Origin of the sequence: Marinobacterium aestuariivivens, assembly GCF_042661465.1 — a bacterium.
Taxonomy (GTDB): domain Bacteria; phylum Pseudomonadota; class Gammaproteobacteria; order Pseudomonadales; family Balneatricaceae; genus Marinobacterium_A; species Marinobacterium_A aestuariivivens.
Genome location: NZ_JBHSWE010000001.1, coordinates 3,711,787 through 3,724,584, shown reverse-complemented (window position 1 = coordinate 3,724,584; position 12,798 = coordinate 3,711,787). Strand labels below are relative to the sequence as shown.

Here is a 12,798-nt window from a genome sequence, read left to right as displayed (position 1 = left end):
ACTCCATGCACGATCGTCTCGAGCGCTTTTTCGCCGCGCTGTTCCGCTACCCGCTGCTGGTCCTGATCCCGGTCCTGGTCGCGGTGCTGCTGCTTGCCAGCCAGATTCCGCGCCTGACGCTGGACGCCTCGGCCGAGTCGCTGGTCCTGGAAGGCGACCAGGCACTGGAGCTGTTCCGCGAGGTCAACAATCGCTACGGCTCCGAATCCTTCCTGCTGGTGACCTACGCGCCCGATGCCGGACTCTATTCCGACGCCGTGCTCGGCCGCCTCGCCCGGCTGCGGGACGAACTGGCGGCCCTGCCCGGGGTTGCGTCGGTGACCAGCATCCTCGATGTGCCGTTGCTCTACAGTCCGCCGGTCAGTCTCAGCAATCTCGACCGTGATATCCGTTACCTGCATGAGCAGGACGTCGACCGCGAACTGGCCGCACGGGAGTTCCGCGAAAGTCCGCTGTACCGCCAGTTGCTGACCGGCAAGGACGGCGGTACCACGGCGCTGCAGGTCAACCTGCAGCGGGACGAGCGTTATTTCGAACTGCTCGAGGCCCGGGACAGTCTGCGCGGGAAACAGCGACGGGAGGGGCTTTCCGGGCAGGAAGGCGCGGCCCTGAAACAAGCCGAAAAAGCGTTCCGCGACTATGCGGTCGCGGCCAACGAACGCCAGCGCGAGCTGGTGTCAGCCGTGCGCCTGATCCTGGATGGTTACCGTAACCATGCCACCATTTTCCTCGGTGGCGTACCGATGATCGCCGCCGACATGATCGCCTTCATCGAAAACGATCTGCTGATCTTCGGCGGCGCCACGGTGCTGTTCATCATCGTGCTGATGGCGGTGATCTTCCGCCGCCTGCGCTGGATCGTGCTGCCACTGGCGACCTGTCTGCTGGCCGCCGGCGCGATGCTGGGATTCATCGCCTGGCTCGAGTGGCAGCTGACGGTGATCTCGTCCAATTTCGTCGCGCTGCTGCTGATCATCACGCTGTCGGTCAGCATCCATCTGGTGGTGCGCTTTCGAGAATACCAGCAGGAAACACCGGACGCGTCCCAGCGCGAGCTGGTGATCCGAACTCTCGTGTTCATGGCCAAACCCTGCCTCTACACCTCGTTGACGACCCTGGTGGCCTTCGCCTCGCTGGTGGTGAGCGGCATTCGACCGGTGATCGATTTCGGCTGGATGATGACCATCGGCGTCCTGGCCGCCCTGCTGGCCGCCTTTACGATCCTGCCGGCCGGGCTGATGCTGCTGCCGCGGATCCGGTCCGAGTCCCGGCCCCGGCACCGCCCGCTGACCCACTATTTTGCACGCGTCACCGACCACCATGGCACGGCGGTACTGGCCGTCAGCGCGGCACTGCTGATTCTCGGTGCGGTCGGTATCAGCCGGCTGCAGGTCGAGAACCGTTTCATCGACTACTTTCATGAAACCACCGAGATCTACCAGGGCATGGTCGTGATCGATCGCGAACTCGGCGGAACCATCCCCCTCGATATCCTGCTGACGGCCCCGGAGCCGACGGCAGCTTATGAAACCGACAGCGAAGACCCCTTTGCCGGCGCCTTCGGCGAGGGTACTGCGGACGACCCCTTTGCGACGACCGCGCGCCCCCAGACCGGCTACTGGTACAGCCGTTCGGGCCTGGAGGAGCTGACCCGGGTACATCGTTTCCTCGAATCGCTGGACGAAACCGGCAAGGTGCTGTCGCTGGCCTCGCTCTACGAGGTGCTGAAAGATCTCAGCGGTGACGATATCGACGACTTCCAGCTGGCGCTGGTGCGCAAGAACCTGCCGGAGGATGTCCGCAGGCTGCTGATTCAAAGCTACCTCGCCAGCGAGGGTAACGAAACCCGGCTCAATGTGCGGGTGATGGAAACCAGCCGCAGCCTCAGGCGCGAGGCACTGCTCGAGAAGATCCAGGGTTTTCTCGTCGACGAGATGGGCTACCCGCCGGAGCGGGTTCGCATGACCGGCATGCTGGTGCTTTACAACAACATGCTGCAGAGCCTGTTCGGCTCCCAGATCGCAACGCTCGGCGCGGTCTTCGTTGCCATCACCCTGATGTTCACACTGCTGTTCCGCTCCCTCTATCTGGCCCTGATCGCCATAGCGCCGAACCTGCTGGCGGCCGCCACCGTACTCGGCATCATGGGCTGGGCCGGCATCCCGCTGGACATGATGACGATTACCATTGCCGCCATCACCGTCGGTATCGGCGTCGACGACACTATTCATTACATACACCGCTTTCGCAGGGAGTTCGCCAGGGACCGCGACTACCGTGCGACCCTCTATCGCTGCCACGGCAGTATCGGCAAGGCGATGTTCTACACCTCGGTCATCATCATTGCCGGATTCGCGATTCTGACGCTGTCCAATTTCACCCCGACCATCTACTTTGGCCTGCTGACCGGCCTGGCCATGCTGTCGGCCCTGCTCGGCGCCCTGCTGCTGCTGCCCAAACTGCTGATGCTGTTGAAGCCGCTGGGCAAATAAGGGGAGGATGTAGGGTGGAATAACCTGCGAATTCCACCGGTGAGTCGCACTCCGGTGAGTCGCACTCCGGTGAGTCGCACTCCGGTGGCGTTCCAGCGGTATTTTCCCAATGCTCCGTCGTCGGTTTTAATTGACTTCGCCGATGCCTGATCCCGTCGGAGGAATGCGGTCCTTCGGACCTTATTCCACCCTCAGGGCAATCGCACTACCTGACGACTGTGAGTGCCAGTCCGGGCCGGCGGTACCGTTTCCGGGCGACACGCTTTACGTCGTCCCTGACCGCTCGGCTGCCGCCCTCCATGGCGGCAGACGGTCGCCCTGAAGCGGTACCCCCACCCCTCGACAGCGCGGTGCCAACCGACAGGCGCACCGAACCCGGTTCGCTACCCGACAATGGCCAGGCAAGCCGGCGGCGAGAACCCTCAGTGCACTCGCGGCGTCAGCTGCAGCACCGAGGCCCGGAAGGCGTCGTCATAGGCAGCACGCAGCCGCTTATTCTTGACCCCGGGTTTGGAGCCCTTGGCCTGGCGCAGGAGGTTCAGGGCGAAGCGCCGGATGAGGGCCAGATTCTGCGCCAGCCAGTCGATCTCGTCACTGACCCAGATGCGGCGTGTTTCGATCCGGCCGTGGTCTTTCTCCACGGCGTCGGCGTGGCCCTGGGGATGGTGTTTGGCTTCGGTGTCCATGAACAAGCGAACGTCGTCATGCAAGGTGCTCTGGTTCCCCTTGAGGGCCAGCACATAGTCGCCACCGCCCTCGGTGATCTGCCGGGCCACCGTTTTCTGACAGCCGATAGCGTCGATCGTCACCGTGACGCCGTCCAGGTCGAACAAGAATTCTGCCACGGCTTCCCAGTCATCCATGCCGGAGAGTATTGCACAAAGGGCGATACCGAGGATCTCCGACAGCCCATGCAGCTTGTTTTGCGTGGTCCGGCGCGGATCGGGGAGGGATTCGAAGAAAGGCTTGGGGTTCGGCAGCATGGCAACGGTTTCTGCAAATGCCGGAAGTAAGCCGTTTTCGTACCGGTACCGGGCTCGCCGAGGCTGATGTGGTCGGGTCTGGCTGACCGTCTGCCGCCAGGACGGCGGCAGCCGAGCCCTCAGGGACGAGTTCACGGCGTGTCAGACAGGCCCGACCACATCGACCCTGACGATCTTGTCATCGCCTCGTGATAGTGCGATTGCCCTGATTCCACCCTAGCATGCGCGGCAATCTTCGAGGACTGCGGGTTATCCTTGCTGGTTCACATGTTTGATTCAGGTCATTGAAAGCAACCTAAAACTGTTCATTCGGGGCACCCGATTTGAAATAACAAATGCCTTCAACCCATAATTCGCGATCGCTTGCAGAACCCAATCCTATATACAGGAGATATCTGAAGCGGGCACCTGGATGCCCATATTAAACCCATCCGAACTTTAAAACCCAGGGAGATATCAATGAACGAAGTAACCGATCTTTATCCATCACGCCGTGGAGAAGAAGAACGAATACTTCCAAGACAAGATCCTGTTGTTTACAGCGGCCCGCAACCGGAAGTACCGCATACACTCGGCGCAGAACAGCTCGAATCTTACGGACAAAACGGCTTTATCGTCCTGCCCGACTATATGCCGGAGATGGTCGCACCGCTGCTCGAGGAGATGGAAAGTCTGCGTGATTCGATGCAGGGCCGTGAGGAACTCTATACGGAACCTGACAGCGACGAGCTCAGAACCCTTTTCAAACCCTACGCCTTCAGCGAGCTGATCGACCGCTTTTCCCGCGATCCGCAGATTATAAATATTGCAAAACAGCTGCTAGGTTCCGACGTTTATATTGCCCAGTCGCGCATCAATGTAAAACCGGCATATAGGGGAAAATCCTTTCCCTGGCATTCGGATTTCGAAACCTGGCACACCGAAGACGGCATGCCGAGAATGCGCGCGGTCACAGCCTGGATCATGCTCAATGACAATACCGAGCACAACGGACCACTGTATGTGATTCCCGGATCGCATCATGAATATGTCTCCTGTGCCGGCGAAACCGCCGAGAAAAACTACGAGCAGTCGCTGAAAAAACAGACGGCCGGCGTACCGCGACCGGAAACGATGGACAGGCTGCTGCAAAACCGCAGCATCCGGGGGTTTATGGCAAGGCCGGGACCGTTGTTTTCCACGAATGCAATATCATGCACGGCTCGCCGGACAATATTTCGAACCAGCCGCGCAGACTGCTGATGTTCGTCTACAACAGCTGCGAAAATCGTCCGGTCGAACCCTTCGGCGGACAGGCGCCGAGACCCGGATACCTGAGCAGCCGGGAACAGGCACCGCTGCAGCCCGCCGACAGCCTCTGAGCCGCCGCTTCGTCAGCGGCGTCCGTCGGGCGCACGGCGCGGCAGCAACAGCATCACCGTTTCGGGCGCAAGGCAGGCACTGTCGCTGCAGGCCTGAAACTTCAGTTCCAGCAGCTGCAGGGCGTCTTCGGTGCCCGGCGGCAGCTGTGCCCTTATCTGAACCTCGCCCCGGTACTGCGCCAGTGGCGCCTGGCCCGGGCCGGGCTCGACCTTCAGCGGCACCGGATACTCGATCTGACTGAGCGGACGCTGCGGATCCCGGCTCAGCAGTTCGGTCGGATACAGATCCGCCGACTCCGGCGCATGGCTGTAAAGGTGCCAGCCGTCGGTGATCTGCAGCCGGACCGTCACGATGCCCCGGTGCTGGTGAGACGCCTCGATCCGCACCCGCCCGTCGGCACCATACTGCAGCGTCGTTGGCAGCGGCCGGTGGTAACGGCCCAGTGCCATCAGCAGCGCCGGAAACGCCAGCGGCTGTTGTCCGACGGTGTCGGCGAAGCAGGCTTCGAGGCCTTCGATCGACGCTGCCAGGGAAGGCTCGGCGGTGCGCTGCTGCAGCAGCACCAGCGCCATCAGCGCCGCCGAGTTGCCCGAAGCCGCCGTCATGTCCATCGCGCTCTTGCTGCGGCCGATCGCCGGCTGCCCGGCGTTCGCGGCGGTATTGAAGAAACCGCCATCCTGGCCGTCCCGGAAATGCTCGTCCATCCGCCGTTGCACCTGCAGCGCCCGGTCCAGCCAACCGGGATCCGAAGTGGCATCGTAGAGGGCGATCAGCGCCTGCAGATAGTAGCCGTAATCGGCGAGGGTCGCGGCGATCGAGGCGCGGCCATGAATGGCATTGCGGTACAGCTCACCGGGCGCAGGCCCCTGCTGCCAGATCGCCCGGGCGCAGGCCGCCGCCGCCTCGAGATAGCGTGGCACCTTGAGTAACCGCCCCGCTTCCGCCAGGGCGACAATCATCATGCCGTTCCATTCGGTGATCACCTTGTCGTCGCGCAACGGCAGCGGACGCTGCTGACGCGTCCGGTACAGCTGCGCTTTGAGCCGGTTCAGCCGTTCGAGCAGCTCCTCGTACGAGGCGGCCAGCGCCGGCACCTGGTCCGGCAACGGCTTCACCAGATGCAGGATATTGCGCCCCTCGAAGTTACCGGCGGCATCGATGCCGTAAAGTGCCTGCAAAAAGGCAAGGTCGCCGGGCCCCAGCCTATCCTCGAGCTCTTCCAGCGACCAGGTGAAGAACCGCCCCTCGGCGCCCTCGCTGTCGGCATCGGAGGCCGAGTAGAAGCCGCCGTCATGCGAGCGCATCTCCGCCAGTACATAATCGAGGGTTTCGCGCGCTACACGCCGGTATTCGGGGTCGCCGCCGAGCAGCCAGGCCCGCAGATAGACCAGCGCCAGCTGTGCCTGGTTGTAGAGCATCTTCTCGAAATGGGGCACCTGCCAGGCCGCATCGGTGGCATAGCGGTGGAAGCCGCCACCGACCTGGTCGAAGATGCCGCCGCGCAGCATGCCGTCGAGGGCCCGGCAGACAAAGCCCCAGGCCGGCTGTTCGAGCGCACCGGTGCCGGCCCGCTGCACCTCATCGAGCAACAGCAGCAGCTGGGGCTCGTGTGGAAACTTGGGTGCCTGACCCGTGCCGCCATGGGCGCGATCCTCGCCTGCCAGCACCGCCTGCAGCACCTGATCGACGAGGTGCGGGTCGATCCCCGTTGCTGTACCCGGCACCGGGTTCTGCGCCAGTATGGCCTGATGCACCCGCTCGCTGCTTTCGATCAGCGCCTCGGGGCGGTCGCGCCAGTATCGCCGGATCTGCCCGAGCAGGTTGAGAAAGCCCGCTTTCGGCAGGTAGGTAGCGCCGAAGAAGGGCTTGGCGTCGGGGGTCAGGAAACTCGACATCGGCCAGCCGCCCTGGCCGCTGATCAGCTGCACGCCGGTCATGAAATGGTCGTCGAGGTCCGGACGCTGCTCCCGGTCGACCTTGATGCTGATGAACCCCTCGTTCAGTGCCCGCGCCACCTCGAGGTCATCGAAGCTTTCCTCCTCCATCACGTGACACCAGTGACAGGTGGCATAGCCGATCGAGAGAAACACCGGCTTGTTGTCGCGTCTCGCCTTCTCGAAGGCGGCATCACCCAGGCATACCAGTCCACCGGATTGTGGGCATGCTGCAGCAGGTAGGGCGAGTCTTCGCGAATCAGGCGGTTGGTGAAGCGCGGGACGCCGGTCCCCTGCCAGTGCCGCGTACGGGGGCTGTAGAGATGCTGTTTCGACTGTCTGATCTGTTCGAGTTGCGGATCCGATGCCATCTTGCCACCTTCTGTTGCCGGATGATTTGAATGCGGCCCCCGTGTCTGGGATCAGGCGCTTTCAGCCCGCCTGAAACAGCTCGCCGAGCTCAATAAGGGTCAGGTTGCCGGTGAAGTAGGCGCCGGTATCGATATAGAGGATATTGCCGAGCCGTACCGGCGTCTTCACCGGGGTGTGGCCGCAAACCACCTGGTCGATTCCCCGCACAGGATCCGTGCGCCACTGCTCGAGACGCTCCCGAGCCCAGAGCATCGTCCGGGCGTCACCGGCCGCCACCTGGCGCCAGTCGTCCCCCGGCACTTCGGCATGGATCAGCCCGACGCGGCCCTGGGCCGTTTCGACCTCGATGCCATAGGGCAGCCCGGCAACGAGACGGTCGCACAGGCGGGCGATGCGGTCGATATTGAGTTCGTAGATCCACTCGCCGCCATTGAGCATCCACAGGTCGAACTGCCGTCCATGTAACAGCGCGTCCACCATCATCGCCTCGTGGTTGCCGCAGATACTGTGAAACCAGGGCTGTTGCAGCAGCTCCAGGCAGGCCAGCGACTCGGGGCCGCGATCCACCAGGTCGCCGACCGCGAACAGCCGGTCCCGTGCCGGATCGAAGGCCCGCTGCTCCAGTCGTGTCATGAGCAGGGAGTAGTGTCCGTGCAGATCGCCAACCGCATAATCATGGCCGGTCCTGTTATACGAGTATCGCTGCAGCTTCCTCATTTAACATTTGACCTCAAAGCGACTGAAACTGTTCGCGGCCCCTATTCGGAAAATCCGGAGCAACGCATCTAAAACCGTATCCATAAAGCGACGGTCATGGTGATCGACTGTAATTAAACGATATTTTTATAACGATATTATTTAGCCGAATAAAACAGCCACCAACCGCATCAAAAATTTATTTAAAACAACTGTTTAATCGCCATAGAAAACAGGGTCCGAAGCCGCCTGCCGCCCATAACTCAGCGTAATCACGGCTAAAATCCAGCCGTTGCGATTTTATATTCAGGAAAAAGCCTATCTATACTTCCCCGCACACCCGACATGCGGATGTTGGTGAAAAGGCGGCAGGGACGCTCCTGTTTCCCCGCACTGAGCAGCCAGATCTGAGCCACCGATTTAATTCCGGGCCAGTTTTGCACGCCTCCCGATTCACCGGACTCCTGCTGCGCCCTTGTCTTCAGCCCATCTGAGGCAGGCGCGCAGCCTTTTTCCGAACCGGCCACGGACAAGGAGCACAGACATGAAAGTCCTGCGATTATCGATACTGCTCGCTACGATCTCCCTGCTGCTACAGGCCTGCACCGAAAGCAATATCTGCGGATCGGGCGCCGGCAAGGTGCGCGATGAGGCGCTCTGTGTCGGCCGCACTGCCGACTCCCTGCAGGGCTCGACCGAGGACTACTTCGCCGACATGGACTACGGCATCAGTCAGGATTCGGACGAAATCGCGCAGCGCCTCGCTCCCTACATTCCGGGCATCACGCCACAGCAGGCCCGGGACGCCATTGTCCGCGGACGCAACAACTGGATCGTCTGGACCGCCGGCAATGATGCCCTCTGGGACGAGATATCCCGGGTCAGTGTCGGTAATCTCGACTTTCTCAAGACCCTGTCCAACCATCCGGACCTGAAGTTCAGCCGTGATAACCGCTGGCGCTATCTGGGGGTGGTCAACGAGCCCTGCTACCGCAAGCCCGAAGGCCCGAGGGAAGACCGTTACGGCCTCTGGCTGGATGTACGGGATCCGTCCTGCAAACCGGATCCGTTCGAGGATGAAATCAAGTACCCGGGCGTCGAGATCGGCGCGCGCGGCAAGAACATCCCGACCGGTTCCTACTACGGCTACGGTACCGGCATTGTCGGTCTGCGGCTGTTCCCGAACCCGGATTTCGACGAGGAGGCCGAGGCCAACTGGGATCCGCAGCGCTACTACACCGATCCCGACTACTATCAGGACAAGGACCTGGTCAAACCCTACCGCGTCGGCATGTCCTGCGGCTTCTGCCATGTCGGTCCGAACCCGACCAACCCGCCGGAGGACCCGGAGAATCCGAAATGGGAAAACCTGAACTCCAATCCCGGGGCCCAGTACTTCTGGGTCGACCGTATCTTCATGTGGAACGCCGACAGCAGCAGCTTCGCCTTCCAGCTGTTCCACACGTCCCGTCCCGGCGCCCTGGACACCTCGCTGATCTCGTCGGACTACATCAACAACCCGCGCACCATGAATGCCATCTACAACCTCGGCGCGCGCATGGAGATCGCCTCGAAACTCGGGCGTGAAAAGCTCGCCGGCGGCGGCCTCGACAACAGGCAATTCAACCAGCTCGAGAACGTCCCCGACAGCAGCCCGCTGAACCAGTTCTACAACGCGCCCGATACCGTCTTCACCCCACGTGTCCTCAAGGATGGTGCCGATTCGGTCGGCGCGCTCGGCGCGCTGAACCGCGTCTACGTCAATATCGGCCTGTTCAGCCAGGAGTGGCTGGAGCACTTCAAGGCGCTGATCGGCGGCAAGATCATCACACCGTTCGAGATCGAGGTGGCGCGCCGCAACTCCAGTTACTGGAACGCCAACGAGGCGCAGACACCGGACCTGGCCCTGTTCCTGCTCGCATCCGCCCGCCCCGACTATCTGGCCAATGCCCCCGGCGGCGAGCGTTACCTGAGCCGGAACGAGACCGAGCTGCAACGAGGTGAGGAGGTTTTCGCCGACACCTGTGCCCGCTGCCACTCCAGCAAACTGCCCGAGAAAACCTGGGAGTTCTTCCCCAACCACGGCTGCGTCGAGGACGGCTACCTGCATTGCTTCGCCAACTACTGGAACTGGACCCGCAGCGACGAGTTCAAGGGCCAGATGCGCAGCATCGTGAAGCGGGACGACTTCCTGGACAACAACTTCCTCTCCACCGAGCTGCGCATTCCGGTCACCCTGCTGGAAACCAATGCCTGCAGCCCGATGGCCACCAATGCCATCGAAGGCAATATCTGGGACAACTTCTCGTCGGAATCCTACAAGCAACTGCCATCGGCCGGCACACTCAGCGTGCAGCACCCGATCACCGGCGAACCCAGGCCCTGGAACTGCCGGCCGGCGGACGCGGCTACACCCGGCCGGCTTCGCTGGTCAGCCTCTGGTCGTCGGCGCCCTTCCTGCTCAACAACACCGTCGGCGACTTCAAGTGGACAGGCTCCGTGGAAGACCGCATGGCCTCGTTCGACGATGGCATCGAGAAGATGCTCTGGCCGGAAAAACGCGAGGGCGATTTCACCGTCATCACCCGCTCCGGCAAGACCCACCCGGGCCTGATCGACCGCACCACCGAGCCCAGCTACCTGAGGGTCGATCGCGGCTATCTGCCGGACTTCCTGCAACCGCTCGTGGGCCCGCTGAGCCGGCTTCTGCCCTGGCTGTTCGGCGAGTCCGGCGTCGATATCGGCCCGATCCCCACCGGCACCCCGATCAACCTGCTCTCCAATATCGACATGGAGAAGCGCAGGGAGGTGCTTGGCGTGCTGCTCAAGGCCAAGAAGGATCTCAAGTCGCTGCCCAGGGATGCCAGCGACGAGCAGGCGCGGGCGGAATTCGCCGACCTCGTCGATCCGCTGCTGGCGGTCAACAAGTGCCCCGACTTCGTCGTCAACAAGGGTCACTACTTCGGCACCGATTACATGGCCGAAGAACCGGGGCTCAGCGACAGCGACAAGCAGGCCCTGATCGCCTATCTGAAAACGCTCTAACAAATCTACCTGCTGAGTCGGGAGGCCGAACATGAGTACGGAATACGAATATATCGTGGTGGGATCCGGTGCCGGCGGCGGCACCCTCGCGGCCCGGCTGGCGGAGAACGGTCGCAGGGTGCTGGTACTGGAAGCCGGCGGCGATCCCCGCGTGATGCAGGGCGGCGATGCGGTCAGCGACGAGAATCGCCTGCCGGACGACTACGACGTGCCGGTTTTCCATGCCATCGCCAGCGAAAACCGGGCGATGAAATGGGACTACTTCGTGCGTCACTACGGCGACGACGAGCGCCAGAAGAGGGATCCGAAGTTTACCGCCCGTCACGAGGGCGAAGCGGTCGACGGCGTGCTCTATCCGCGCGCCGGCTGCCTCGGCGGCTGCACCGCCCACAATGCGATGATCACCGTCTATCCGCACAATGACGACTGGGATCACATCGCCCGGCTGACCGGTGACGACTCCTGGGATGCGTTCAAGATGCGCGGCTATTTCCAGAAGCTGGAGAACTGCCACCACCGGCCCGACCATCGTCTGTTCAGCCGGCTGTCGAACCCCAGCAAGCATGGCTGGACAGGCTGGCTGCGCACCGAAAAGGCGATCCCCAAGAGCGCCCTCGGGGACGGAGAGCTGGTCGAGTCGCTCGTGAGCTCGGTCGACAGTGCCTTCTCCGAACTCGGCGAACCCGGCAAGCGCGCCGAATGGCTGCGCCAGGGCACCGGCGACCCCAACGACTGGCGCCTGGTCAAGGACAATGCCACCGGCCTGCGTTATCCGCCGCTGGCAACCAGTCACCACCGCCGCACGGGCGCCCGGGAGCGGCTGCTCGACGTGCAGAAGGACCATCCGGACAAGCTCGATATCGAACTCGATGCACTGGTCACCCGGATACTGTTCGACGACGACAACCGCGCCACCGGCGTGGAATATCTCAAGGGCGCCCGCCTCTACCGCGCCCACTGCCAGCCCCGCGGCGAGACCGGCGAGAAACGCACCGCCACCGCCTCCCGCGAAGTGATTCTCGCCGGCGGCGCCTTCAACACCCCGCAGTTGCTGATGCTCTCAGGCATAGGCCCGCGCGCCGAACTCGAAAAGCACGGCATCGAGACAAGGGTCGAGCTGCCGGGCGTCGGGCAGAACCTGCAGGACCGCTACGAGGTGGGCGTCGTCAACCGCATGAACTTCGATCACTGGGAAGTGCTCAAGGGTGCCAAATACGCCAAGGGCGATCCCCAGTACCGCCAGTGGGAGGAAAAGCGCGAGGGCGTCTACACCAGCAACGGCGCGGTGCTCGCCGTCATCAAGCGCTCGCTCCAGGAGCGCCCGCTGCCCGACCTGTTCTGCTTCGCCCTGCTCGGCCTCTTCAAGGGTTACTTTCCGAGCTATTCGAAACTGCTGGCGGAGCATCTCAACTACCTGACCTGGGCGATCCTCAAGGCCCATACCAACAACACCGCCGGCTCGGTGACCCTGCGTTCCGCCGACCCGCTGGACACCCCCCATATCAACTTCCGCTACTTCGACGAGGGCAATGACGCCAGTGGCGAGGACCTCGATTCGGTGGTCGCCGGCATCCGCTTTGTTCGCAAACTGACAGGGCCACTCAAGAAAAAGGGGCTGATCGCCGAAGAGGAGCTGCCGGGCGAAGCGCTGCAGAGCGACGAGGAGCTGCGCGACTTCATCCGCAACCAGGCCTGGGGCCACCATGCCTCCTGCACCTGCCCGATCGGCGCCGATGACGATTCGATGGCGGTGCTCGACAGCCGGTTCAGGGTACGGGGCGTGCAGAACCTGAGGGTCGTCGATGCCTCGGTATTTCCCCGCATCCCCGGTTTCTTCATCGTCTGCGCCATCTACATGGTGGCGGAAAAGGCGGCCGACGTGATTCTCAAGGACGCCGGCTGAGGTGCACGACA

General features: G+C 62.5%; 8 protein-coding genes and 3 pseudogenes. 7 read left to right on the top strand and 4 right to left on the bottom strand.

Translation table 11 applies throughout. The annotated features are described in order from the left end of the window. Positions 1-5 precede the first annotated feature (5 nt). Positions 6-2,492, top strand: coding sequence for an efflux RND transporter permease subunit (locus ACFQDL_RS19475; RefSeq protein WP_379910465.1), 2,487 nt, complete (start codon positions 6-8; stop codon positions 2,490-2,492). Between the two features lie 422 nt (positions 2,493-2,914). Here the strand turns inward: ACFQDL_RS19475 and ACFQDL_RS19470 are convergent, their stop codons facing one another. Continuing rightward, entirely contained in the window at positions 2,915-3,475 is a 561-nt protein-coding gene (locus ACFQDL_RS19470; protein ID WP_465263970.1) for an ISAs1 family transposase, read from the bottom strand. Positions 3,476-3,934: 459 nt separating this feature from the next. Between ACFQDL_RS19470 and ACFQDL_RS19465 the strand changes: the two are divergent. Together ACFQDL_RS19465 and ACFQDL_RS19460 are read left to right on the top strand one after the other, a co-directional pair. Further along, positions 3,935-4,534 (top strand): annotated as a pseudogene (locus ACFQDL_RS19465) (phytanoyl-CoA dioxygenase family protein); the annotation flags it as partial. Further along, positions 4,501-4,653 (top strand): annotated as a pseudogene (locus tag ACFQDL_RS19460) (hypothetical protein); the annotation flags it as partial. The pseudogenes ACFQDL_RS19465 and ACFQDL_RS19460, both read left to right, overlap by 34 nt. 195 nt (positions 4,654-4,848) lie before the next feature. Here the strand turns inward: ACFQDL_RS19460 and ACFQDL_RS19455 are convergent. The 3 genes and pseudogenes from ACFQDL_RS19455 to ACFQDL_RS19445 all read right to left on the bottom strand — a co-directional run bounded on the left by ACFQDL_RS19455 (position 4,849) and on the right by ACFQDL_RS19445 (position 7,776). Beyond that, entirely contained in the window at positions 4,849-5,286 is a 438-nt protein-coding gene (locus tag ACFQDL_RS19455; protein ID WP_379913195.1) for a protein-disulfide reductase DsbD domain-containing protein, read from the bottom strand. A gap of 1,350 nt (positions 5,287-6,636) precedes the next feature. Next, a pseudogene (locus ACFQDL_RS19450) lies at positions 6,637-7,142 on the bottom strand (DUF255 domain-containing protein); the annotation flags it as partial. 61 nt (positions 7,143-7,203) lie between these two features. Continuing rightward, positions 7,204-7,776: a metallophosphoesterase gene (locus ACFQDL_RS19445; protein WP_379910464.1), complete on the bottom strand. Its 573-nt coding sequence runs from the start codon at positions 7,774-7,776 to the stop codon at positions 7,204-7,206. 18 nt (positions 7,777-7,794) lie between these two features. On the opposite strand from ACFQDL_RS19445, the gene ACFQDL_RS19440 reads away from it, so the two are divergent. The 4 genes from ACFQDL_RS19440 to ACFQDL_RS19425 all read left to right on the top strand — a co-directional run bounded on the left by ACFQDL_RS19440 (position 7,795) and on the right by ACFQDL_RS19425 (position 12,787). Further along, positions 7,795-7,932 carry a hypothetical protein gene (locus ACFQDL_RS19440; RefSeq protein WP_379910463.1) on the top strand — a complete coding sequence of 46 codons (138 nt, stop codon included), beginning with the start codon at positions 7,795-7,797 and terminating at the stop codon, positions 7,930-7,932. A 451-nt stretch (positions 7,933-8,383) separates the two neighbouring features. Continuing rightward, positions 8,384-10,453 (top strand): hypothetical protein, encoded by a 2,070-nt coding sequence (locus ACFQDL_RS19435; RefSeq protein ID WP_379910462.1) that lies wholly within the window; start codon positions 8,384-8,386, stop codon positions 10,451-10,453. Next, complete coding sequence (locus tag ACFQDL_RS19430; protein ID WP_379910461.1) at positions 10,351-10,884, top strand: hypothetical protein; 534 nt, start codon at positions 10,351-10,353, stop codon at positions 10,882-10,884. The genes ACFQDL_RS19435 and ACFQDL_RS19430 overlap by 103 nt, the downstream gene beginning before the upstream one ends. Positions 10,885-10,915: 31 nt before the next feature. Next, entirely contained in the window at positions 10,916-12,787 is a 1,872-nt protein-coding gene (locus ACFQDL_RS19425) for a GMC family oxidoreductase (RefSeq protein WP_379910460.1), read from the top strand. Positions 12,788-12,798: the final 11 nt, after the last annotated feature.